The following is a 25,280-nucleotide window of genomic DNA, read 5'->3' as shown; positions in this document are numbered from 1 at the left end:
CAAGTTATAAAAAGCCAAATACAAAACAACATTTTTTAAACATTTTAACATTTGCTTTGTATGGCTTTGTCAGCAAGGTGTTATTATTACGAATTTTGGGTTGTAACTGTTACCTATTTATTATTTTTGTATCTGTAATTTTGAAAAAAGACACATTATGATGTATCCTGAATATTTAGTGACCCCAATGCGGGAAGAACTTACCAGAGTTGGTTTTGAGGAGTTAAAAGATGCAGCCGCGGTAAAAAACGCTATTGAAAGCGAAGGCACCGTATTTGTAATGGTTAATTCTGTTTGTGGATGCGCTGCAGCTAACGCGCGCCCTGCTGCAAGAATGGCTACGCAAAATGAAAAGCATCCTGATAAATTTGTAACTGTTTTTGCCGGTATGGAAAAAGAGGCTGTTGATACTGCCCGTAACTATATGTTGCCTTACCCGCCGTCATCGCCTGCTATGGCTTTGTTTAAAGACGGTAAACTGGTACACATGATAGAGCGCCACCAAATTGAAGGCCGCCCTGCACAAATGATAGCAGATAACCTGGTAGGCGCGTTTGAGCAATATTGCTAATTAGTGATTAGAGGTTGGTGATTAGAGATTAGTTGCCGGTCCGCTATATCGTATAAAAGATAATTAAAAAGCGATAAGTAACCCTTATCGCTTTTTTGTTTTTGTAAATCACCCAAGCCTAATCTCTAATCACCAACCTCTAATCTCTAACTTGTAACATTTCCCCCGATCCCGCGTCTTAGATACTGAGTAAAAAATCTTAATTTCGCTTATCAACTGACTCATCATTTCAATGAAAAGAAACACACTCGCCGGTATAGCTGCCGGTATGGTCATTACTGCCGGCGCGCTAAGCCCGGTAATGGCGCAAACAACACCAAAGGCCGACGATCCGGCAATGAAGATCTACAGGGCTACCCAACCCCGTATCAATGACCTGGTACATACCAAACTGGATGTACGGTTCGACTACAAAAAGCGCTACCTCTACGGTAAGGAATGGGTTACCTTAAAGCCTCATTTTTATGCAACCGATAGCTTAAGGCTTGATGCCAAGGGCATGGATATTAAAAGCATCGCCATTGTAAAAAACGGCAAGAATATCCCGCTTAAATATAAGTACCAGGACAGCCTGAGTTTGGCTATTACCTTGGATAAAGTATATTATAACAATGAAAGCTATACCGTTTATATTGACTATACTTCAAAACCTAACGAACTGCACGTTAAAGGCAGCGCGGCCATAAACGATGCCAAAGGTTTGTATTTTATCAATCCTGACGGTACCGAAAAAGATAAGCCTACGCAGATCTGGACACAGGGCGAAACCGAAAGCTCATCGGCATGGTTCCCGACTATTGACCAGGGACAGCAAAAAACTACCGACGAGATCAGCATGACCGTGCCTGCAAATTATGTTACGCTGTCAAACGGCAGGCTGGCATCACAAAAGGTTAACGGCGACGGAACGCGTACCGATACCTGGAAACAGGAGCTGCCGCACTCGCCATACTTGTTTATGATGGCCGTGGGCGATTTTAAGATCTACAAAGATAAATGGCGCGATAAAGAGGTAAACTATTACCTGGAGCCAAAATACGCGCCTTATGCCAAAGAGATCTTTGGGATGACACCAGAGCTGATCGAGTTTTATTCTAAAACCTTGGGGGTTGATTTCCCTTGGTATAAATATTCACAAATTGTTGTGCGCGATTACGTGAGCGGCGCGATGGAAAATACATCGGCTACGCTGCATGGAGAATATGTGCAGGAAACACACCGCGAATTGTTGGATGCTTACTATGACCAGGGCCGCAGCACTATCGCGCATGAGCTTTTCCACCAATGGTTTGGCGATCTGGTTACTGCCGAAAGCTGGAGTAACCTGACGGTTAATGAATCATTCGCTGATTTTAGTGAAATGATGTGGGCCGAGCATAAATATGGCAAGGACGAGGCAGACGCGCATAGCTACACCGCTATGATGAACTATTTGGCTAACCCTGCTAACAAAGAAAAGAACCTGGTGCGTTTTCACTATAACGATAAGGAAGATATGTTTGACGTAGTTACTTATCAAAAAGGTGGCCGCATTCTGAACATGCTGCGTAACTATTTAGGCTACGACGCTTTTTATAAAGGCTTAGGCATCTACCTTAAAACTAACGCCTTTAAAGCAGGCGAGGCGCAACAACTGCGTTTGGCTTTAGAAGAAGCCAGCGGCCGCGACCTGAACTGGTTCTTTAACCAATGGTACTACGGCCATGGCAACCCGATCTTAAAGATCAGCTATAACTGGGATGACGCTGCTAAAAAAGAAACCGTTTACCTGCAACAAACCCAGGATGGCGATGGTTTCAAACTGCCAATGGCTATTGATATTTATGCCGGCGGTAAAAAAGTGCGCCACAACGTTTGGATGAATGATAAAGCCGACACGCTGACCTTTGCATCGGCAGTAAAGCCTGACCTGGTAAATGTTGACGGCGACAAAGTTTTACTGGCCGAAAAGAACGACAGCAAAACTTTACCTGAGTACGTTTTTCAATACTTTAACGCGCCGCTATACCTTGACCGTTTTGAAGCGATAACCAAAGCCACCCCTGAGCAAGGCGATGCCGGTGCCCGCAAAGTAATGCTGGCAGCTTTAAAGGATAAATACTATGGCCTGCGTATAAAAGCCATCCGTGGTTTAGATATGACCAATGATGATGTGCGTAATGCCGCTCAGCCGATATTATTATCATTAGCGCAAAGTGATGAGAACACTTTGGTACGTGCTGCCGCGATAAGCGTATTAGGTAAATTGAAAGCAGCGGGCATGCTGCCTACGTTTAAAGAAGCGGTAAAAAGCGAATCGTATGCTATACAGGGTGCAGCTTTAACAGCTATTTCAATGCAAGAACCTGCAGAGGCGTTGACCCTTGCTAAAGGTTTTGAAAAAGACAATAAAGGTGCCCTTACCATCGCGCTGATCCACACTTATGCAACTGCCGGTGGTGATGCCGAATGGCCGTTTGTTTACAAACAATTTACAGATGCGGGCATCCAGAATAAGTTTGCCATAATCAGGGAATTTGCAGGGATGACAGGCGCTGTTAAAAAGCCGGAGTATGCACAGCAAGGTATAGCGGCCATAAAAGACGCCGCCATAAAATACAAAATGTATGGCGTTGCGGACCCGCTTACTACCATGCTTGAAGGAATAAAAACGCAACGCACCCAAATGGGAGATACCGCATCAGCAACTGCTGTTGACGATGCTATAAAAGAGATCAATAAGTAATAATAATTAACAGATATCAAAAAAAGGGGATGCCGGGATGGTATCCCTTTTTTTGTTAAATGTGTTAAATAATTAGGAAACAACAGATCAGCGTTTTAACTTAGTATATCAACCTGGATAATATGAAAATACTTGTTTTAACTTTAGTGCTGGTGGGCGGCTTATTGTCGGCTAATGCCCAGCAATTGACTATCTCGCCAAAAAATAAATTGTCGGCAGATAAAAATATTTTTAAGCTGGATACCACTTACAATAAACTATTTAAAGGCGACCTTACATCGCCGCTTACGTTAGCCGCAGTTCCCGCAATAGAACCAAACATATCAAGAACCACCGCTATCAATTTTTACAGCAACAATATGGACAACATGCCTGTAGCCAGATTGAATAATACAGACGCGGGTATGCCTATTGTCAAAACAGACAGAACGGCTTATACCATGCCGGTAGCGGGTAAAAGCCAGCCTTCAATATATTACATGCAGCAACCTAAGGAAGTTATTGTTCAGCAGAACGTCAGGCCGTAAGCAGATATTAGAAATCCTTATTCAATAATTTCTCTAACTCGGCAAAGCTGATATTCATTTTTACCTTGCCTTGTTTGGCGTATGAGATCTCGCCGGTTTCTTCAGATATGATGATCGCGGTAGCTTCGTTGGCCTCGGTAACGCCAATGCCGGCCCGGTGGCGCAATCCAAATTGAGGGGGCAGGTCAACCTTATCCGTCAACGGTAAAATACAACTGGCCGACTTGATCTTGTTTTCTGCAATAACCACAGCGCCATCATGCAGCGGGCTTGTTTTCTGAAAGATACTTTCTAATAAACGTTTTGATATTTTAGCTTCAAGTACCTCGCAGCTGTTTTGGTAAAACTGCTCGTCGTAATATTTGGCAAATACAATTAAAGCACCGGTGCGGGTCTGTTTTAAGATCTTGCAGGCATCAATAATAGGTTTAATGCGGGCATAGTTATTCTTTTCTGCCTGGGCTTTACCAAAAAAGTACTGCCACCAGGCTTTATTGCGCTGCAGCGATGCGTTTTTGCCTACCAATAATAAAAAACGCCTGATCTCCTGCTGAAATACCACCACGACTATAATTACCCCGACATCCCTGAAATAACCCAGGATCTCGGTAAGCATTCGCATTTTCAGCGCCTCAACTATAAAATAAAGGCCATAGATTATGCCCATCCCTATCAGGATATTTACGGCAATGGTACCGCGTATCAGGTTATAAAGCTGGTATATGATAAAAGCTACCAGCAGGATATCCAGGATGTTAGGTAGCGTAATTTTAAAAAGGCTGAAGTCTAAACCGTGCATTCACGAAGTTAATGTTTAGATGCGAGATTTGGATGCGGGATGTACGACGAAAATAGCTCTTGACACCTGTATGTCAATTCGGTATTCAGAAACAGTGACGTATTATAGCAATTATCCCAGATAAGGGCCGCCCGGTACACCCCAATCCCATTTTGGCATGGGCATATCGGGGTCTTCATCTACGTTGTCTAAATTTGAGTTGAGTACGGCTATCCTCGTACCCCATTCAAGGTAAGCCAAAAACGCCGACCGAAATTCAGGGTCATCTGGCAGTTGTAGCTGATCTGCAGTTTCAAGTAGCAACTCCATCCAGCGTTTGCGGTGCTGTTGGGTTAAGTGTTTAGCCAAGTGCTTTTGTATCATTTGGAAATGACTACCTTCTGATTCGCTGTATAACTTAGGCCCGCCCAAAACTTCGGCAACAAAATGTGCTACGTGCAGCCGGTGCTGTGGCGACATATGTTTAAATACCGGTTCTAAAATATCATCGGCCAGCACCTTGTCATAAAACCGGTCAAACAGTTTTTCGAAAACGGCCATGCCCCCGGCCCATTCAAACAATGATGGTACCGCTGGTTTGTTATTGTTTTCCATATGATGATGATCTATGCCTCTTTCTTTTTCGGAAAGATAAGCGATGCTACAACACTGATCACTAAGATAGCTAATATTACCAATAATGAGCGGCCCGTGGTTAAGCCTATCTGGTCCACATAATTAGCGGCCAGCATTTTTAGCCCAATAAAGGCAAGCAATACCGCGAGCCCCACTTTAAGGTAATGGAACTTATCAATAATATTCACCAATAAAAAGAACATGGAACGCAGGCCCATGATGGCAAATATGTTGGAGAAGAATACGATGTAAGGATCTTTTGTTACTGAAAATATTGCGGGGATAGAATCAACCGCGAAAACAAGGTCGGTCACTTCAATGATCAGCAGCACTAAAAAGAGGGGAGTGATCAGTTTTTTCTTGTCGATTTTAACAAAGAACTTATTGCCCTCAAATTTTGGGTGGACCGAAAAATACTTTGAAGCCAGTTTTACTACTTTATGATTTTCGGGGTCTATCTGTTCTTCCTGGTTACGGTTGATGAACATGGTAACGCCCGTATACACCAGGAAAGCGCCGAACAGATACAAGATCCAGTGGAACTGCTCGATCAACGCCGCGCCAACAAAAATGAACAGGAACCGCATTACCACCGCGCCAATTATCCCCCAAAGCAATACTTTATGGTAGTATTTAGGGTTAACAGAAAACGCGGTAAAAATAAGCACCATCACAAAAATATTGTCGACAGATAAAGCATACTCAACCACATAGCCGGTAATAAACTCAAGGCCCAGGTTTTTACGGTACAGCGCCAGGCTGCCTGCAAAATCATTGGGGTTTAATTGCAGGTGATGAAAATGCCTTTCGTTTATTTCCTTTAACACCGCAAAGCTGTCCACATGGTGCAGCAGATCGCCAAAATTTAAGATAAGTACATAAAAGCCAAGCGCGAAGGCAACCCATACGGCGCTCATAAACCCGGCTTGCTTCAGGCTAACCGGTTTATCAGATTTGCCAAACAAGCCCAGGTCGGCAGCCATCATGATAAAAATGAAGACTAAAAATCCGGCAATAAATAAGAGTTCGTTTGTCACTATTTGTCGCGTTCTGTGGTAAACCTAACCAGTTGTTCCAATCCCCGGCGCGAGTCGCTATCCGGGAAAGTATTTAATATCTCAAAAGCTTCGTCCCGGTATTTTTTCATCTGGGTTTCGGCATATTGCAGGCCCCCGGTTGTATTTACAAAATTAATGATGTCGGCAATTTTCTCCGGTTCGTCATTATGGTTCTTAACCAGGTTGATCATCCGTTTTTTATCCGCCGCGCTGCAATTGTTTAATGAATAGATAAGCGGTAAAGTAACTTTCTTTTCTTTGATGTCTATGCCCAAAGGTTTACCAACATCATCCGTGCCAAAGTCGAACATATCATCTTTGATCTGGAAAGCGATACCTATCTTCTCGCCAAAGAGGCGCATCTTTTCTATCGTTTCATCATCGGCCCCGCCCGATGCCGCCCCGCAGGCACAGCAGGCAGCAATTAATGATGCTGTTTTTTGGCGGATAACTTCGTAATAAACAGTCTCGCCGATATCCATACGGCGCACTTTTTCTATTTGCAGTAATTCGCCCTCGCTCATTTGTTTTACCGCTTCTGATACGATCTTAAGCAATTTAAAATCGCCATTATCGATAGACAGTAACAGGCCTTTGGACAGCAGATAATCGCCAACCAAAACGGCTATCTTATTTTTCCATAAAGCGTTGATAGAGAAAAAACCACGGCGCTGGTATGAATTATCAACCACGTCGTCATGCACCAGGGTAGCGGTGTGCAACAGCTCAACCAAAGCGGCGCCACGGTGGGTAGCCTCATTGATACCGCCACAAATACTTGCCGAAAAAAAGACGAACATCGGCCGTATTTGTTTGCCTTTGCGTTTAACAATATAATGGGTAATACGATCAAGCAACGGTACTGAGCTTTGCATAGAGGCTTTAAAGCGCTCCTCAAAAACGTCAATATCAGCAGCAATGGGTTTTTTGATCTCGTTGATGCTCAACATTAAAATTGCACGGACTTTTTATAAGCCAAACTTTTTGTTTGGTAATTGCAGCAAACATAAGCTAAAAAACTTTATCTGCATTTATCACCATAAAAATTTTGACGGCAATTAAACCAATTTGCGTTTAAACACTCATATTGATACACTGACATTACAACCGCGACGTAATTAAGTGGTAATATAGTTTTTGGTTATTTTTTATATGAGCGAAGCATTTAACGGGTGCTTCGCTTTTTTTATGGGCGGCATGCAATATTATTTTACCTTTGCAATCCACTTATACGGAGAGGTGTCTGAGTGGTCGAAAGAGCACGCCTGGAAAGTGTGTATACGCCAAAAGTGTATCGAGGGTTCGAATCCCTCCCTCTCCGCAAATCGATTTTATTGCCTGGCGTAGCCGGGCATTTTGTTTTAAGGTGTTGCCAAACATAGTTTGTGCATATAATAACGGCGAGAAAATTTCAGTGCCTTGTTTTTTTGGGTAACTGATTATTTACGCGTGTACACGCAAATAACAGTTGCAGATAAGTGTAGTTACCTTAAATTTACAAACTTAGTTAACTATTGAAAAATGAAAATAAAATCTATCGTAATGATACTGGCGGCTGCTATGCCGGTAATGAGCCTTCACGCACAGGACAATCTTGTTAATTCCCTTAAAAACAATAAAAGTGATAGTAGCAAACAAAGCTTTCATTTTACTAATGTAATTGATCTTGCTAATACCTCTGTAAAAAACCAGGGCTCGTCAGGCACCTGCTGGAGTTATTCAACCAATTCGTTTTTGGAGTCGGAGATGATCCGCATGGGTAAACAACCGGTCGAACTGTCTGAGATATATACCGCCCGCTGTGCTTATGTAGAAAAAGGCATCAATTACGTACGTATGCACGGTGCGGTGAGCCTGGGCGACGGCGGCGAACCTCATGACGTGATCAATATGTACCGCAAATATGGTGCTGTACCTAAGGCTGATTATTCAGGTTTGAATTATGGAACCACAACTAACAAATTTGGCGAACTGAGTGCCATTATGGAATCCATCCTGAAAGCGGTAGTAACCAACCCTAATGGCGAACTTACGCCTAACTGGTTGCAGGCTTACACAGGCGCCATTGATGCCTACCTGGGAAAGGTGCCTGCGCTATTTACATATAATGGTAAAGCCTATAACCCGCAAACCTTTGCACAACAGGTAGTGGGTATCAACCCTGATGATTATGTGGAGTTCGGTTCTGAAACTGATCATCCTTACTATCAGAAATTTGTATTGTTGGTGCCTGATAACTGGGCATTCGGCTCGGTGTATAACCTGCCGCTTAATGATGTTACCGATGTAATTGATAATGCCCTGAAAAATGGTTATACGGTAGAGTGGTCGGCTGATGTATCTGAAAAATACTTTAGTTGGAAAAACGGAGTAGCTTATGTTCCTCAAAAACAGGGTGACGCGATGACCGAAGAAGAGCGTAATACTATGTTTGACGGCCCGAAACCTGAATTGGATATTACGCCTGAAATTCGCGAAAAAGCATTCGATAACTACACTACAACTGATGATCATGGTATGCACATTGTAGGCCTTGCAAAAGACCAGAATGGTAAAGAATATTACCTGGTAAAAAACTCATGGGGGCCAAGCAATGACTACAAGGGCTACTTATATGTAACCAAAGCCTATGTACGCTACAAAACCACTAACTTTTTATTGAACAAAAACGCAGTGCCTAAAGCAATCAGAGAAAAAATAGGGTTTTAAGCTGATCGATCTTTTCACTCATCCAAACAAAACCTCATGTTTTAGGCTGCTGCCCGAAACATGAGGTTTATAGTAAAAAAGTGTGCTTAATTGGGTATGTAAACCGTTATCTCACCTGCAAGATATTGGTTATCAAATCTATTCGAAGGGATTGCAAACCCTTCCACTCCCCGCAATAGTAAGTGTTCTGATGGGGCCCATTTACTCCGCAAATTTAGAAAGATATATAGCAGCCGGCAGCAATCGTGCTGTGCTCGCCGCAACATTCAAATTTCCGGATCTTTTTAATTTCGTACGATTTAAACTTTAACACTTTAAAACCCTGTTTTAACAGTTTTTAACGCGGACTTATCAAACCAATTATATATTTTAGCCTACCATTACATCAATACCTTAACACATTTACCTGAGTCCGTTTATACGGGCATACCTTATGAACAAATTTTCTTTACTGGTACTATTCCTGCTGTCTTTTTCTTTATCGGCATTGGCGCAACGCGGCTCAATTAAGGGTATGGTTGTGGATTCTGTAACCAAGGCACCTATAGAGCATGCAACCATCGCCATTGTGAATGCAAAAGATACCTCGCTGGTGGCTTATACGCTAAGCCAAAAAGACGGTACATTTAAACTTACGGCACTACCTGTTGACATAAGTAACCGGGTGGTCATATCCATTATGCGGTATGCCACTTACCGCAAAATGCTTAAACTAAAGCCCAATGTGATGACCGATCTGGGGCAAATAGCTTTAAGCGCCAAAAGCTTGCAGGAGGTTGTGATAAAAGGCGAACGTACCCCTATCGCCGTAAAAAAAGATACGATAGAGTTTAATGCCGAGGCCTTTAAAACCCGGCCAAACGCCGTTGTTGAAGACCTGCTGCGCTTATTGCCCGGCGTACAGGTTAATTATGACGGAACCATCCTGGTAAATGGCAAAAAGGTGAACAGGCTGTTAATTGATGGTAAGCGCTTTTTTGGCAACGACCCCAAAGTAGCCACCAAAAACCTTGACGCGGACATGCTGGATAAGATCCAGGTTTATGATGACCGTGAGGATGACCCCGACCATAAACTGGCCGACAAAGATGTAGGCAAGGTGATCAACCTTAAAATGAAGAGCAAGATCAAGAAAAGCACTTTGGGGAAAATTTACGGCGGCTTAGGTACGCGCGACAGGCACCAGATAGGCGGGATATTGAGCAATTTCAGGGATACGCTGCAGGTTAGTTTGATAGGCCTGTCAAACAATCTTAATTCGACAGGTTTTTCGCAGGATGAATTGTATACCATGGGCGGGTTTAACCGCTCGCAAACCGGCCAATACTATGACGGTACTTTTGGCGGACAAAACTGGGGCGGGGGGATACAAAGTATTACATCAGGCGGGGTAAATGTTAACAATGACTACGGCGAAAAGCTGCGGATGAATTTTACCTATTTCTATACAGGCACCAACACGGTTAATACCAATAAAGGCGAAACGGAACAAACCACAGATCAAACCGTAATCGACTCTAAATACCAGGGTAATAATAAAAACACCAACAGGAAACAGGCCATAAGCGCTACCATAGAATGGAAACCCGATACCAACATGCGGATCGTTTACACGCCATCGGTAAATTTTCAAAACAGCCCAAGCAACTATCTGTATACCGGTAGTTCGGCTAACTTACAGGGGCCAATAAGCTCGTCTAACGTTAGCCAGTCAGGTAGTTCAAGCGGGGAGAACTTTAGCCATAACTTTATGTTTTATCATAAGCTGGGGCACAAGGGCAAGTCTATCACCATAAACCAATCAATAACTTTAAGTAATGATAACCCTTACAGTTATTCGCTGCAGGATGTCAGGTCATATGTGTCATCGGTACCGACACAGTTATTGGACAGGTATGATGGCGAGCGGACCTTGAACAATACCTTCGGTATGAGCATTAACTATTATCATCCTTTTACCAAAAAAATCATAGTGGAGCTAAATACCAACAGCAGGTATCTGGTAGTAGGCAGCAACGCATCTGTTTTTGGCAAAGATAACGCCACCGGCCAGTACAGTTTGTTTAACGATACGCTGAGCAAGAGACTTGTGCGGCATTGGTTTTTGCAAAACATTAAGCCGGTATTTACCTATAAATTCAAGGACGACATCAACGTAAAGTTTGGCCTTGACTTTGAAATTCAAAACATAACCAACTACTTTAATATTGATACGGTAAGCAACATCAATAAAAAGTATTACTTTTTATTCCCATCGTTAGAGGTTAACATTAAAGGCTTTTCTACAAGCTACTCCGAATATTATGAGGTGCCTTCTATTGACAACCTGGTGCCTATAACCAGGATCTATAGCGCGTTTTACAGGGTGACCGGCAATCCCGATCTGATCCCGAGCAGAAAGCATGATTTCAGGATCAATTATTATAAATACAACAATGACAAGCAGCTTAATTATAATGTTTACGGCGGCATGACGTTGACCCAAAACGCAATGATATCAAAAACTACTATTGATGCAGTGGGCGTGCAAACAACCAATTACGTAAACCGCGACAATGGAATAAGCAGTTATTTTGGGGGCAGCTTTGGCAAGCAGTTTAAGGCAAGGCAAAAGTGGCAGATAGGCCTGAGTAATAATTTTAATGGCGGTATTTATAAATCAGCATTCTTTTTGAATGCGGACGAAGGGCTACAATACAACTATAACTTCAGTACCACCCAAAATGTAAACTTTAACTATGGATCGATACTTAGCTTTAACACCAATTACCGGTTCGATATCTCATCAACCCAATACAAAGAGGTTAAATATGCTGCGGTAAATACATTAACGCACACGGTTGGCAGTGACATCAGCCTGCGTTGGCCGGCACATTTTATTTTTGATGCCAAATACAATTACAACTATCGTCCGCAGATAGGGCCGGGCTTTCAACGGTCAAGTAATATTGTAGACCTGGCCGCAACCTGGTTGACATTTAACAAAGATCGCGGGCAGTTTAAGCTATCGGTTTATGACCTATTCGACCAGAATATCACCATATACCGATATGCCGGGCAAAACTCTGTCAGCACATCAGAACAGCAGATCCTGAAACGTTATTTTATGCTTACTTTCCAATATAAGATAACATCCTACAAATCAAAATGACGTGTTGACACTGTTAAGCATCGTACTATTAAATTCAATTAATTAAAGTCACTTACTTCTTAAAAGAAAACTTAATACTCCTTGGCAATGGCGATATATTGTCAGAAGGGAATGAAGTTATGGTAGCGCCGTTAAGAGTTAATTGCGTAAGATATTTATCAGAGTTTACACTTGTTTCTGCAGTAAGTGTGCCTGTTGATGTTGTTTTATCCAGGTTGATCATGGTATAGTTAACACTGCTTAACAAATTCACAGAGTTTTTACCATAATTTAAGTACTTATCAATATTTGAAATTGTATTGTTTGAAAATATAGGAGCAAATAATGAAACAGGGCTGTTGATCTTAACGGCCGTATTATAGCTAAAATCATATTGCCGGGTTATTGCCCCATCTGCTGTATTTGATAGAGCGTACTTTGTATAATTGCCATTTTTTACCTCGTAATTAATAACAGAAAACGTAGTCTCCGGGTTGCCGACTACGTTGAGCGACATGGTAACTTTACTTAAATAACCGTTCGGGTCGTAGCTGTAGCGTTGGGTTTGTATAAAATCAGTTCCATGTTGTATTTCTTCTATAGTGTGCATTATTACACGCCCTTCACTATCCAAAGTATATTTGTCCTTTACAGGAGAGTTTAAAGATATTTCGCTGCCGGAGTAGGTAAAGCCAATCCGGTTTGTTATTTGTCCGTTCTCATCATATGATATTATAGAATCTATCTTCCATGCGCTGTTGTATTTAATCGAATCAGATACATATTTTTTATTGATGGCAAGTTCACCCCATTGATAGCTTACATTGTTTACAGTCAATATAGCTGTTGATGGGGATTCGTTATGATCTTTCTTGCAGGACGTTAAAGCTATTGCTGCAAAAAAAATTGCCAGGCAGTGTTTTAAGTTTTTTTGCAAGATCAGTTTAATTAATTTGGCGTTAATAGCCGGTGTGGTTAAGTATTTCATAGTGTAATAAGGTTAATGATAATCTAATTACGACAGATATTGATATTTATTATACCTGACTGAAATAATAACCTAAGCTTACAAATAACTTAACCACCACTGCTTGTGCTCACGCTTATATTTCATGAACCATCTGCATGGGAAATAAAGAATAAACACCACGCTAAGCCATATTACATAAACCCATCCTAAGGACAGCCCCGGGTTTTGCGGGCCGAAAAACCCCTGCGGCAAGGGTACTATTAAACCGATGATTATATTTAACAGGTGGATGAGGTATAAATGCAGGATATAGTAAAAAAGCGGCACGCGGCCGTAAACCACAAATATGTCGGTAAGTTTATTGCTTTTGCCCTCAACCCATGCCAGGAACAACATGCCCGGCCCAAGGGTGATCAATAAATAATCAAGCGATGGCGGGTATTTGGTTACATTGATAAATGACAGTATGGTACGATGGATATTACCCTGGTAGGTCCAGGTAGTAGCATCGCCATAAAAGGCAAAATACCTGATCACGATAAACAACGCAATTGCCGACAGGCCAAGTACTGTAAGGATCTTTTTACGTTTGGCGGCATCTATGGTAAATAAAGTACCGAAACTGTAGCCCGCAGCCATAACACCTATCCACGGGATAAGCGGGTATAGTACAAAGAAGTTGATCGGGCCTAAATGCACAAAGCCCTGTACATGCAATAATGTCCATTCTGTTTTTTCGGCGGGAGTGAAGCCGGCGGTATTGACATGGTCGAATAAGTTGTGGCCGAAGATCAGCAACAATCCAAAAGCGGCTATTAACGGTACCGGCAGGTATATCAAAAACGCCAAAACCATCATGCTGATACCTATTGCCCATATCACCTGTAAAAATTCGCCGGCGCCCCAGCCGACGCTAATAACAGTTATTTCCAGTATAATCAGCCATAAGCCCCGCGATAGCAAAAATCTAAAAGCCTCGCCCTTGGTTTTACCCCGCTTGAGCGACAGAAACGCGCCCGTACCTGCCAGAAACACAAACGTAGCGGCGCAATAGTGCGTAATAAACCGGGTTAAAAATAATATTGTCGACGCGCGGGTAAGATCAGTTGGCTCATAAGGCAGCGACATAAAGAAATCGCGGGTATGATCAAGCGCCATAATAGCCATTACAAGGCCGCGCAATATATCGATTGAATCTATACGCTTTTTAGGGGTTTCGGCAAGCAGGTTCATGTTAAGTAAATTATGAACCTAACATAATCATAATCTGTGGATTATGCGCTATAGTAAAAGAGCCATGCCGAATTATTTTCGGGCATGGCTCTTTAAGATGCTGAAACAAGTTCAGCATGACACTCTTTGTATTAGTTTGTGGCTGTAGTTGCCGCGGCATGTGCCGACAGATCAAAAGGTACCACTACCTTAAAGCTTATGTTACGGCCCATGTTGTAAATACCGCGTTGTACACCGGGTGCGGTGTACTGGTTATCAAAGTATTTTAAACGGCTCATGTTTGATTGATAGTTTACATTAGCCAGGTTAGTACCCTCAATAAATAGTTCAACTATCTTTTTGCCGGCAGCATTAACCAGGTTGCCGCCTAAGCCCGCGCTTAACAGGTTATAGCCTGCGGTATAAGTTTCTGTACCGTAGGCAGCAAAAAAGCGGTTCTGCGCGCTGTAGTGGTCAAAACCTACAAAGGCATAAATGTTTTTAATGGATGATAAGCCTTTAGCAAACGTACCGCGCAATTCTGAGTGGGTATGCAATGGTGGTATAAACGGCAGGTATTTTAAGCTGTCGGCAACTTTGCCGCCGTTACCCAGGTTAGTGCCGTAGGTTAAAGCTAACGAGTTTTCAAAATGCAGCCATGAGGTAGGGTGGATATCCAGGCTAAACTCGCCGCCGTTAATGCGGGCCTTGCTTTGGGTGTAAGTAAATATGTTATACAACGGAAATGCCGGGTTAACCGCCGGGCTGCCATCGGTATTTAATACCTGTTGCTGGTAGATGTAGTTTTCAATATTGTTGTTAAACAACTCTACACTTGCAGATACATTAGGCAATGACAGGAATGCGCCGATATCTTCCTGCACGCTAAACTCTGGTTTGAATGAGCTGTTACCAACATGGTAGATCTGCGAACCCGGGTCGGGGCCGTTGGCCGATAACTCTGCGATACTTGGCGCCCTGAAGCCACGTGATATATTGGCTTTCAATAAAAACTCGTCGGTGAAGTTGTAGGTAGCACCAAAACTGCCCGAGAAACCACTGAATGTTTTGTTTAAAGCATCAAACTGTTTTATTACGCCTGCGGCAGATGTATTGCCGCCGGTATATAACTGCGGATATTTGCCGCTAAGGGTATCGATATAAGCTGCCTGTCCGTTAAACGAACGGCTGTCATACCTTGCACCGGCAGACAGGTCAAGCTTGCCGAAACTCTTTTTTAACATAGCAAAAGGGCCGATATCAAACTGGTGGTAAGCCGGTATCGGGAAATCGGTAGCATCGCCAATGGTATTGTTTTGGTATTGGCCATTTACGCCGAAGGTAGTTTCATAACCATCGCCAAAAGCCTGGTTATACTTAACATCATACGTATAGGTGGTTAAGTGCAGGTTAAGGCCTGCAATATCCGCGTCTTCCGGGTGGGTAAACTCGCGCCTGTGGCTAAACTGGTAGCCTAAATTAACAAACAGGTTTGCGCCGTTACCCAATATAAAATTGCTGTTGTTATAAATGCGGTAAAGCTGTACGTGCTGATGCAGAACCGGGATGTTATATGAATTTAATTCAGACGCTGGCACTATAGCCCGAACAGCGTCATCCTCTGTTATTTGTTTGGTGAATTTGCGCGATATCGAATCGCGGCTACCGTCAGGGATGGCCTGCTGGTCGTCAAACAATGACGCGTTGAAATAAGAGTATCCCCATGATTTATTAAGGCCTACCATTAAACGCGCGTCTTTTTCTTTATAGTTTGTGGCGTAAACGCGGCCGTCATGCTGGTTTTGGTAATCTTTAGCTTCTTTGGCTGATAGTACGGTTCCCCATACCAGGCCATTATTATTACCCTGTAAGCGTAACGAGTTGTTGAACAAGCCTTCATTAGTGCCGTAGGTTGCCATAACAGATCCGGCTATGGTGCCTTCAGGCACAGGTGGCGGCGATATTAAGTTCACAACACCGCCTATAGCGTCCGATCCGTAAGTTAAACTTGCCGGGCCCTTAATCACTTCCACGCGGTCTATCGAGTTTTGATCAACCTCAACGCCATGCTCATCACCCCATTGCTGGCCTTCCTGGCGGATACCGTCCATCAGAGTAATAACCCGGTTATAGCCCAGTCCATGGATAAATGGTTTTGAAATGTTTGGGCCGGTAGTTACCGCGCTTACACCGGGCAGGTTGGCTATCATATCGATAACGTTACCCGCTGCAGATCGCTGGTCGATGAACGCTTTGCCGACCGCGGCCATGGGTATCGGGCTCTTTTTTAGTTCGGTAGCACGGCTTACCCCGGTTATTACTACCTCGCCGGCCTCGATAGATGAAGCCTGTAGTTGGATGTTAAGCTCGGTTGTTTTTGAAAAATCTACTCTTTGTGATACGGTCGAGTATCCCACGTAACTAACCTGTACCAGGTAAATTCCTTTTGATAAATGATTTAATACAAAGTTACCGTTCGCGTCGGTTACGGTACCGGTTTTCAGATCGGGGATGCTTATGGTGGCGCCTATAATTGGCGAGCCATCTTTTTTGTCGGTTACTTTACCTGATAGCGTACCTATGGCATTGTCTGCTTTTGTGATAACAGTATTTGCCAGCAGAATAAATAACAGGCCTATTAATTTTATATGATACTTCATTTGGGGTTTATGTTTTTTATGTATGGCAATTCCTGTAATTTTTAGAATTGCTGCATACCTGTTGCTCTTAAAGTTGATTTGTTTCTGAGCCGTAAACGGCCGGTGTAATTTAGCAGGATGCAGAAACCGGCGGAGCGCGCCCGGCTGATAGTATCAGCGCAATACTGATAAAAGCATAATTATAAACACGGTAAAAATGCTTTGTAACAATATTGGGACTAAAATAAGTGTAGTGGTTAATTACCGCGTTTGTGTGGTGCATGGCATCGCACATAGAGCATTTTTCCTGCACAATGGTGCGTGCCTGGTTCTTTGCGGTACTTTGTGTTTTATAGTTGTCGCCGGCAAGGATTTTATGCTGGTGAGCATAAATCATTCCCTGTCCCGCTATAAAGCAGATCAATAACAGCCACGAGAAAAAAATATTTGCTTTGTTCCTTTTCAAAACCGGTAGCGCGTTTTACTAATCTTGCGCAAAATTAAGCATAAAAAAGTAAAATCTGCACTCAAAAGCAATATAGTTGCAATAGTAATTGTATTTCGACTATAAATAGCACAACCCACGGCGTATATTTGCTGCATGACACCGGCAGAGATCAATAAGAAATGGAATGAATTGCAAGACCGCATAGCACGTGATTTTGATAGCGATAAGCCCGATGTAAAGGTAATGTTGTTTTTAATTGGCGTGCAGGAGTTAGGGCAGGGGCCGCGCAAATTCAGCAAACGGCAAAAAGAAGAATTGATGCATATTGCCAACTGCAAGCTGTTTAGCATGATGGGTTTTTATGAGCTGGAAGGGCTTGACCAGGACGGTTGGCCGCATTGGAAATTGATAAAGACCATCCCCAATTATACGTTGCTTGAGCAGGAATTGCTGATAAAATCGTTGATAATTAACTATTTTGAGGAAGAAATTAATTAACCCTATGAAAAGACTTTTTACGCTGGTTATTTTACTGACTACGCTTACCGCCTTTGCAAAACCGCCTAAAAACCAATATGTACGGATCAGTACAAGCTATGGAGATTGCATTATCCGTCTGTATAATGAAACGCCAAAACACCGCGATAACTTTATAAAACTGGCTAAAAAAGGGTTTTATAATGGTACGCTGTTTCATAGGGTGATACAAAATTTTATGATCCAGGGTGGCGACCCGGACTCGAGGGATACTAGCAAGAACAAACCAGGCGCGGAGTTGGGCAACGGCGATGTTGGTTATACCGTCCCGGCCGAGTTTAATGACAGCCTGTACCACAAACGCGGTGTGCTTGCCGCCGCGCGCGATGATAACCCGGCCAAAGCATCAAGCGGTTGCCAGTTTTATATTGTAGAAGGTAAACGCCTTACAGATGAAGATCTGGATAAATTGGTGCAGGGCCGTTTAAAGGGACGTGCCATACCTGCGGCACAGCGCGAGGTTTACAAAACAGTTGGCGGCACGCCGTTCCTAGATCAAAACTACACCGTGTACGGCGAAGTGGTAACAGGCATAGAAATGGTTGACCGCATTGCCGGCGTAAAAAAAGATGAACGCGACCGCCCGCTGCAAAATGTACCCATGACGGTTACCGTACTTTCAAAAGGTGAGTGTAAGGATCTGGATAAAATTCTTAGCCCCCCAACCCCCTGAAGGGGGAGCAATTGATAGCTTATTTATTATTCACTATATATTTACAACAAAAAATTCCCCCTTTAGGGGGTTAGGGGGCATGAAAATAATCACATACAACGTTAACGGTATCCGCTCTGCGATGAACAAAAACTGGCTGGCCTGGCTGCAGGCTACCGATGCAGATGTAGTTTGCCTGCAGGAAATTAAAGCCACACCCGATGTGCTGACCGACCTGCACCTGGTTGAGGCATTAGGTTACCAGCATTACTGGTTCCCGGCAGAGAAAAAGGGTTACAGCGGTACGGCTATTTTAACCAAACGTACACCTAATCATATCGAGTACGGCTGCGGTATCCCTGATTTTGACCGCGAGGGCCGCAACATCCGGGTTGATTTTGATGAAGTATCAGTGATGAGTGTCTATTTCCCATCGGGCTCAAGTGGCGATGACAGGCAAGCCTTTAAATTCAGGTTTTTGGATGAGTTTGGCAAATACCTCACTCTGTTAAAGGTTGAGCATCCTAAATTGGTTATCTGCGGCGATTATAATATTTGCCATCGCGCTATCGATATCCATAATCCAAAATCAAACGCCAATTCATCGGGTTTCTTACCCGAGGAACGGGAGTGGATGGAAAACTTTATGGAGTCGGGGTATATAGATACCTTCCGTCATTTAAATAAAGAACCGCATAATTATACATGGTGGAGTTTCCGCGCCAATGCCCGCGCCAAGAACCTGGGCTGGCGTATCGATTATACCCTGGCGAGTAAGGAATTGGAGGATAACATCAAACGCGCGGCCATCCTGCCCGAAGCAAAACATTCGGACCATTGCCCGGTACTGCTTGAACTGGCGTTTTAATAGCAAACAAATTAATGTAATTTTACGTCCGCAATAAAATAACCACGTGACATTAACCGCCACATCTGCTTCTGACCTACCCGGACTGGCAACGCAACTAATAAACTATGCCGGCAACAGCCGTATTTTTTTATTTAATGGCGATATGGGCGCCGGTAAAACTACTTTTATAAAATCAATATGTGCCGCTTTGGGCGTTAAGGATGGCGTAACCAGCCCGACATTCGCCATTGTAAATGAATATGCCGGTGCTGCTGATAAGATCTATCATTTTGATTTTTATCGCCTCAAAACCCAAACCGAAGCTTTGGACATGGGGGCCGAAGAGTATTTTTATTCGGGCCATTATTGTTTTATCGAATGGCCTGAAAAGATCCCGGATATGCTGCCCCTACACTACATCAGCGTAAGCATAAAAGTTCTTGCCGATGGCGCGCGGCAAATATCTGTTGAAAAAAACTGATCTATTTTTCATATCTTCATAGTCCATAACAAAACAGTATGAGTTCAGGGAAATACAGTGGGTTTTCAGACGTTGCAAAGCAGGCAATGATGCAACCCCAGGAGTCGATGCTTGAGGTTAAAAACAAAAAGAATAAACTTTATATCGGCATACCAAAGGAAGTATCCTTCCAGGAAAACCGGATCCCTCTTACTCCTTTATCCGTTGCTTTATTGGTAAATAACGGCCACGAGGTAATGCTGGAGAGCAATGCCGGCAAGGCAGCCAAGTTTTTAGATAAGGATTATGCCGAACAAGGCGCTCAAATTGTTTTCGATACCAAAAAGGTGTACGAGGCAGATATCATTATAAAAATAGCGCCGCCTACTTTAGAAGAAATTGCCTTTATGAAACCGGGGCAGATACTGATATCGGCCTTACAGGTATCTACCTTAAAACCCGAGTGCCTGCATGCCCTGCTTAAAAAACAAATAACAGCCTTATGTTTTGAGCACCTGCGCGACGAGGGTAACTCGTTAAGCGTGGTACGCGCAATGAGCGAGATAGTTGGCGCTACCTCGATACTTATAGCTGCCGAGTACCTGAGCAACGTATTTGATGGCAAAGGCTTGATGCTGGGCGGCATAACAGGCGTACCGCCTACAGAGATAGTAATACTGGGTGCCGGTACCGTAGGCGAATATGCCGCGCGCACCGCCATATCCCTGGGTGCCGAAGTGAAGGTTTTTGACCCGTCGATCTACAAACTGCGCCGTCTACAAAATAACATCGGCGCAAGGGTATTTACATCGGTGGTGCAACCTATTGTTTTAGAGAAAGCCATAACCACCTGCGATGTTGCCATTGGTGCTATGCGCGCAGAAGATGGCCGCAGCCCCTGTATAGTTTCTGAGTCGACCGTAAGCAAAATGAAACCTAACTCGGTTATCATAGATGTGAGTATTGACCAGGGCGGCTGCTTTGAAACATCAGAGATCACCAACCATACCCACCCGGTGTTCAGAAAATATGACGTGATCCATTATTGCGTACCTAACATCGCATCTCGCGTGGCACGTACCGCTACTTACGCGCTCACCAATATCTTTGCACCGATATTGTTGGAAATTGGCGAGCAGGGTGGTATAAAAAATGTGATCTGGCAAAAATCAGGCATTCGCGAGGCGGTTTATATTTACCAGGGACATCTTACCAATAAACATATCGGCGAACGTTTTTCACTGCCATGCAAAGACCTTGACCTGTTGATCGTATCGCATCATTAAGGCAATTTATTCATTAGGAAATAAATTTAATATACAACCATCCCGACAAAAGGCATCAAAATTGCTAAGAACAAAACAGTTTAGTTTTTTACAATAACAGCACGTTGTTATTAAGGCGTGTGTGAATATATAATTGTTTAGCAATGAGTATTTTTAGTAAAGCCTACCTCAAAAAGATCTGGAAAATTCTTGTAGCCACGTTTAGCGGTTTTATTAATGATAACGGCTTAAAATTAAGCGCCTCTTTAGCTTATTATACTGTATTTTCATTGGCACCGCTATTGATCTTAGTGATATCCTTAGCCGGCCTTTTTTTGGGTAATGATGCAGCCGCCAACAGATTATACCCCCAAATTGCGCAATATGTAGGCGCGCAGGCGGCAACACAAATACAGGAAATGCTGAAAGGCCTGGCCCTGTCAGGTAAAACCGGGATAGCAGTTGTAATTGGTGTAGCGACCTTATTAGTAGGCGCAAGCAGTATATTTATAGAGATACAGGACTCGCTAAATATAATATGGCGGGTAAAGGCTAAGCCTAAAAAAGGCTGGCTTAAACTGCTTCAAAACAGATTTTTGTCTTTTTCGCTGATTGTCAGCCTGGGTTTTCTATTATTAGTATCGTTGGTAATTAACTTTTTAATGGACGCTTTAAGCAAAAAGCTGCTTCATTTTTTACCTTATGTAACTAATTTGCTCATCAAAGGCATTAACCTGGGTATCACCTTAATTGTAATTTCTGTACTTTTTGGGATCATATTTAAAGTACTGCCTGACGTTAAGATCAGGTGGAAGGATGTCCGCTCAGGCGCTATTTTTACGGCTTTGCTGTTTATGCTGGGCCAGTATGCTATTGGTATCTATCTGCAATATTCGGCGCAAAGCTCGGCTTATGGCGCGGCGGGTTCTATCATCCTGTTACTGTTATGGATCTATTATACCGCGGCCATATTATACATAGGTGCAGAGTTTACGCAGGTATATGCCGAAGCCATAGGCTGCAAAATTGAACCAGCTGATTATGCGGTACACATTATGCAAACAGAAGTTGAACATGATGTAAAAACCTTACCACCACAAAACCCCGAACTGAAAGGCGAACTTGAAAAACCCGAAAAGGCAGCGAAAGCGTAATTGGAGTTGATTAACAAATTATTGCAGCATTAATTGTAATAATTTGTTAATTTTAATATCCAATTATTAAAAGCCTTGTTGTTACCGGTAGTACATATAAAACGTTATTGTAATGCCGCTCTGTTAAGCGTGCTGTGTTGTTTTTGCCTGTCGGCAAATGCACAGTTTTTTACCCCAAAAAATCCTAACAGCACGCAGGTTATTCGCTTCAGGCTGGTACGTAATCTTGTGGTAATAAAACTAAAGATCAACGGTAAAGGCCCGTATAACTTTGTGCTTGATACGGGGGTGGGCTATATGCTCATTACCGAACCGTCATTAGTCGATTCGGTAGAGGTAAGCAACAAACGTATGGTTAAGATTCATGGCTTTGGCTCGGGTAATGATTTTGAAGCTTATATAACAAATCCGTTAAACATTGATATCCCCGGCTTAACAAGTTACAACGTAAACGCGGCATTGTTTACAAAGGATAATTTTGGTTTGTCTGACTATGCCGGTATCCCGATCCATGGCTTATTGGGATATGAATTTTTTAATCATCTTGCTGTTAAGGTTGATTTTTCTGACAGTACGCTCAGGGTATCATTGCCGCAACATATGCGATATTATAAGCGCGGCACAAAACTGGCCATGAATATTGAAGACCGGAAACCCTATATAACCACCAATATAACTTTTGCCAATTGCGATAAAAAGCCAAGTAAGCTGATTGTAGATCTGGGTGCCGGACATTGCTTATCAATGGAGAATATAAAAAATAAAAATGAGCTTCAAAAAAGCTATATCTATGCTGATTTAGGGATGGGTATAAACGGCCCTATAAGCGGCACACTAAGCAGGATCAAGGAAGTTGAGCTTGGTAAATATAAGCTAAAGGATATTGTTTCGGCTTTCCCGGATAAGGATACTGTTAAACAAAGTATCCCCAGGGATGGCAATATTGGTATTGGTTTGCTCAGGAGGTTTAACCTGATTATCGACTATCCAAACAATGCACTTTATTTAAAGCCCTCGCTTTGGTATAAACGTCATGATGAACATGACATGAGCGGACTAACTTACTATACTGCCCGTGATGCGGCGCAGCACATTATCATTGACAATGTAGCACCCGGATCTGCCGCGAGTACGGCCGGCTTATTAAAGGGCGATGAAATAATGATGATCAATTTATACTCGGTAGTTGATCTGTCATTGCAACAAATTGATGATCTTTTTAAATCAAGGGACGGCAGGCCATTTGTTTTACTGATCTACAGAAACAATAGCTATTTAACTATACACATGACCTTAAAGCGCCGGGTTTAACCAATGCTATTTAAGCTGGCTGATGTTTTCGAAAAACGCGGTTTGCAGATCAAGCAGCGACCGCACATTTATCTTTTCGCCATACATATCAAAACATAAGAACTTAGAATTACGGGTATCGCCATCCTTATTGCGCTCCAAAAGGTTAAACGTCTCAAAAAAATAGTGATTGGTGGTCACTTTATTTTTCTTATCTGTTTGCGATGTATTTAGCCTGAAACCAATAGCATCTATCCAGTTGTGCACTTTCGTGTGCAGGCTGCGTATGTTGTTCATAAGTTAAATATTTAATATCTTAACGAAATAAAATGCCATAAGTTTTAACTGTGTTAATTCTATTTGTACACAGTTGTTAATTATTACTTAACTTTAGATTTAACTCATGTATGTTAAATATATGTACCTAAACGAAATTATATTACCTGATAACAAATAATTGAAACTAAAATAAATACATTGCGTATAATTCTATTGCTTTAAATTGTTCGATACTATAAACCATATAAACCCATATTTATGAAGATTAAATATTTACTACCTATTTTATGCCTAAGCGTCATTAGTCTTAATGCGTGTAAAAAATCAACCACACCGGGGCCTAAAGGCGAAACCGGTGCAACCGGCAATACCGGGGCTGCCGGCAGTACCGGTGCTACCGGTGCAGGCGGTCCACAGGGTGTGGCGGGTGCAACAGGTGCTACGGGCGCGACAGGGCCTGCAGGTGGTCCGGTAGGCGCAACGGGAGCTACCGGCGCAACAGGTGCCACGGGAGCAACTGGTGCAGTAGGAGCCAACGGCGCTAATGGCGCGGCAGGTGTTACCGGTGCAACAGGAGCCACAGGCGCTACCGGCGCGGCGGGTGCAAACGGCAGTAATGGTGCCAATGGTGCAGCAGGTGCAAAAGGCGCAACTGGCGCTACGGGAGCAACCGGCGCGGCAGGGGCCAATGGCAGTAATGGTGCCAACGGAGCAGCAGGTGCAAAAGGCGCAACAGGTGCTACCGGAGCGACGGGCGCTGCGGGTGCAAACGGCAGCAATGGGGCTAACGGAGCGACTGGTGCCACCGGCGCAAAAGGCGCGACAGGAGCTACCGGAGCAGCAGGGGCCAATGGCAGTAACGGTGCTAACGGAGCTACAGGTGCAACGGGAGCGACCGGGGCTACAGGTGCTGCTGGTGCAACCGGAGCGACAGGCGCAAGCGGTAATGCCGATATCAGCAGTTATGTATTTAAAAACCAAAGCGTTGTATTGGTGGGAAACACGCGTTTCTTAGTGCCTGCAATTACCCAGGATATTGTTGACAAGGGTATTGTTTTAGCATACTTTAGAAACACCGGCGCTACTACCTCATGGAATCCGCTACCTTATAGCGAAGCCGGTAATACGCTTACCTTACAATCGTATGGGGTAGGTTATGTTGATCTGAAATCAAACTTCGCGTCAACAGGGCTTGATATTAGGATAGTTGTAATCCCCGGTACTGCATTAACTAATTTAAAACTGCACAACCCCGGCCTTAATGTAAATGATTATAGCCAGGTGGCTAAAGCGGCCGGTATCAATTAAAAAACAACAATCCAGATATGTTAATAAGGGTCCTGATTTTTCGGGACCCTTTTTTATTTAAGCTGATTTAGCTTATTTTGAT

22 protein-coding genes and 1 tRNA gene are annotated in these 25,280 nt (G+C 43.2%); 14 read left to right on the top strand and 9 right to left on the bottom strand.

Annotated features, from left to right (window positions below; all coding sequences use genetic code 11):
• The first annotated feature begins 160 nt into the window (after positions 1–160).
• The 3 genes from FO440_RS02025 to FO440_RS02015 all read left to right on the top strand — a co-directional run bounded on the left by FO440_RS02025 (position 161) and on the right by FO440_RS02015 (position 3,823).
• On the top strand, positions 161–571 hold the full coding sequence (locus tag FO440_RS02025) for a BrxA/BrxB family bacilliredoxin (protein ID WP_144248177.1): 411 nt from the start codon (positions 161–163) through the stop codon (positions 569–571).
• A 232-nt stretch (positions 572–803) separates the two neighbouring features.
• Complete coding sequence (locus FO440_RS02020) at positions 804–3,296, top strand: M1 family metallopeptidase (RefSeq protein WP_246104154.1); 2,493 nt, start codon at positions 804–806, stop codon at positions 3,294–3,296.
• A 122-nt stretch (positions 3,297–3,418) separates the two neighbouring features.
• Positions 3,419–3,823, top strand: a complete 405-nt coding sequence (locus FO440_RS02015) for a hypothetical protein (RefSeq protein ID WP_144246556.1) — start codon at positions 3,419–3,421, stop codon at positions 3,821–3,823.
• A gap of 7 nt (positions 3,824–3,830) precedes the next feature.
• Here the strand turns inward: FO440_RS02015 and cdaA are convergent, their stop codons facing one another.
• From cdaA to FO440_RS01995, 4 genes are all read right to left on the bottom strand, one after another.
• On the bottom strand, positions 3,831–4,622 hold the full coding sequence (gene cdaA, locus FO440_RS02010; RefSeq protein ID WP_144246555.1) for a diadenylate cyclase CdaA: 792 nt from the start codon (positions 4,620–4,622) through the stop codon (positions 3,831–3,833).
• A 111-nt stretch (positions 4,623–4,733) separates the two neighbouring features.
• Positions 4,734–5,216 carry a group II truncated hemoglobin gene (locus FO440_RS02005; protein ID WP_144246554.1) on the bottom strand — a complete coding sequence of 161 codons (483 nt, stop codon included), beginning with the start codon at positions 5,214–5,216 and terminating at the stop codon, positions 4,734–4,736.
• A gap of 11 nt (positions 5,217–5,227) precedes the next feature.
• The gene (locus FO440_RS02000; protein WP_144246553.1) at positions 5,228–6,274 is read right to left on the bottom strand and encodes a TerC family protein; all 1,047 of its coding nucleotides are present in this window, start codon (positions 6,272–6,274) and stop codon (positions 5,228–5,230) included.
• Complete coding sequence (locus FO440_RS01995) at positions 6,274–7,245, bottom strand: polyprenyl synthetase family protein (protein ID WP_144246552.1); 972 nt, start codon at positions 7,243–7,245, stop codon at positions 6,274–6,276. The genes FO440_RS02000 and FO440_RS01995 overlap by 1 nt, the downstream gene beginning before the upstream one ends.
• A 283-nt stretch (positions 7,246–7,528) precedes the next feature.
• Here FO440_RS01995 and FO440_RS01990 point away from each other — a divergent pair.
• From FO440_RS01990 to FO440_RS01980, 3 genes are all read left to right on the top strand, one after another.
• Positions 7,529–7,616: transfer RNA gene (locus FO440_RS01990), tRNA-Ser, on the top strand.
• Positions 7,617–7,816: 200 nt separating this feature from the next.
• Positions 7,817–9,004 carry a C1 family peptidase gene (locus FO440_RS01985; RefSeq protein ID WP_144246551.1) on the top strand — a complete coding sequence of 396 codons (1,188 nt, stop codon included), beginning with the start codon at positions 7,817–7,819 and terminating at the stop codon, positions 9,002–9,004.
• A 433-nt stretch (positions 9,005–9,437) separates the two neighbouring features.
• Complete coding sequence (locus tag FO440_RS01980) at positions 9,438–12,155, top strand: outer membrane beta-barrel protein (protein WP_144246550.1); 2,718 nt, start codon at positions 9,438–9,440, stop codon at positions 12,153–12,155.
• Positions 12,156–12,207: 52 nt separating this feature from the next.
• Here the strand turns inward: FO440_RS01980 and FO440_RS01975 are convergent, their stop codons facing one another.
• The 4 genes from FO440_RS01975 to FO440_RS01960 form a co-directional block, all read right to left on the bottom strand.
• Positions 12,208–13,122 (bottom strand): hypothetical protein, encoded by a 915-nt coding sequence (locus FO440_RS01975; protein WP_144246549.1) that lies wholly within the window; start codon positions 13,120–13,122, stop codon positions 12,208–12,210.
• Positions 13,123–13,200: 78 nt separating this feature from the next.
• Complete coding sequence (locus FO440_RS01970) at positions 13,201–14,337, bottom strand: DUF1624 domain-containing protein (protein ID WP_144246548.1); 1,137 nt, start codon at positions 14,335–14,337, stop codon at positions 13,201–13,203.
• A gap of 131 nt (positions 14,338–14,468) precedes the next feature.
• Positions 14,469–16,976, bottom strand: coding sequence for a TonB-dependent receptor (locus tag FO440_RS01965; RefSeq protein WP_144246547.1), 2,508 nt, complete (start codon positions 16,974–16,976; stop codon positions 14,469–14,471).
• A 109-nt stretch (positions 16,977–17,085) separates the two neighbouring features.
• Complete coding sequence (locus FO440_RS01960; RefSeq protein ID WP_144246546.1) at positions 17,086–17,421, bottom strand: hypothetical protein; 336 nt, start codon at positions 17,419–17,421, stop codon at positions 17,086–17,088.
• Between the two features lie 135 nt (positions 17,422–17,556).
• Between FO440_RS01960 and FO440_RS01955 the strand changes: the two genes are divergently transcribed.
• The 7 genes from FO440_RS01955 to FO440_RS01925 all read left to right on the top strand — a co-directional run bounded on the left by FO440_RS01955 (position 17,557) and on the right by FO440_RS01925 (position 23,632).
• On the top strand, positions 17,557–17,901 hold the full coding sequence (locus tag FO440_RS01955) for a hypothetical protein (protein ID WP_144246545.1): 345 nt from the start codon (positions 17,557–17,559) through the stop codon (positions 17,899–17,901).
• Positions 17,902–17,905: 4 nt separating this feature from the next.
• Positions 17,906–18,613 (top strand): peptidylprolyl isomerase, encoded by a 708-nt coding sequence (locus tag FO440_RS01950; protein WP_144246544.1) that lies wholly within the window; start codon positions 17,906–17,908, stop codon positions 18,611–18,613.
• A gap of 79 nt (positions 18,614–18,692) precedes the next feature.
• Positions 18,693–19,460 (top strand): exodeoxyribonuclease III, encoded by a 768-nt coding sequence (locus FO440_RS01945; protein WP_144246543.1) that lies wholly within the window; start codon positions 18,693–18,695, stop codon positions 19,458–19,460.
• A 46-nt stretch (positions 19,461–19,506) separates the two neighbouring features.
• Positions 19,507–19,923, top strand: a complete 417-nt coding sequence (tsaE, locus tag FO440_RS01940) for a tRNA (adenosine(37)-N6)-threonylcarbamoyltransferase complex ATPase subunit type 1 TsaE (RefSeq protein ID WP_144246542.1) — start codon at positions 19,507–19,509, stop codon at positions 19,921–19,923.
• Between the two features lie 38 nt (positions 19,924–19,961).
• On the top strand, positions 19,962–21,188 hold the full coding sequence (locus FO440_RS01935) for an alanine dehydrogenase (protein ID WP_144246541.1): 1,227 nt from the start codon (positions 19,962–19,964) through the stop codon (positions 21,186–21,188).
• 143 nt (positions 21,189–21,331) lie between these two features.
• The gene (locus FO440_RS01930; RefSeq protein WP_144246540.1) at positions 21,332–22,321 is read left to right on the top strand and encodes a YihY/virulence factor BrkB family protein; all 990 of its coding nucleotides are present in this window, start codon (positions 21,332–21,334) and stop codon (positions 22,319–22,321) included.
• A 75-nt stretch (positions 22,322–22,396) separates the two neighbouring features.
• Positions 22,397–23,632 (top strand): aspartyl protease family protein, encoded by a 1,236-nt coding sequence (locus FO440_RS01925; RefSeq protein ID WP_144246539.1) that lies wholly within the window; start codon positions 22,397–22,399, stop codon positions 23,630–23,632.
• Between the two features lie 6 nt (positions 23,633–23,638).
• Here the strand turns inward: FO440_RS01925 and FO440_RS01920 are convergent, their stop codons facing one another.
• Entirely contained in the window at positions 23,639–23,908 is a 270-nt protein-coding gene (locus FO440_RS01920; protein ID WP_144246538.1) for a hypothetical protein, read from the bottom strand.
• A 240-nt stretch (positions 23,909–24,148) separates the two neighbouring features.
• Between FO440_RS01920 and FO440_RS01915 the strand changes: the two genes are divergently transcribed.
• Positions 24,149–25,198, top strand: coding sequence for a collagen-like protein (locus FO440_RS01915; RefSeq protein WP_144246537.1), 1,050 nt, complete (start codon positions 24,149–24,151; stop codon positions 25,196–25,198).
• Positions 25,199–25,280 lie beyond the last annotated feature (82 nt).

The sequence above is a fragment of the Mucilaginibacter corticis genome (genome assembly GCF_007558865.1).
Classification (GTDB): Bacteria; Bacteroidota; Bacteroidia; order Sphingobacteriales; family Sphingobacteriaceae; genus Mucilaginibacter; species Mucilaginibacter corticis.
The sequence above is the reverse complement of the archived record's forward strand: the minus strand, read 5'-3'. Positions and strand labels throughout refer to the sequence as shown.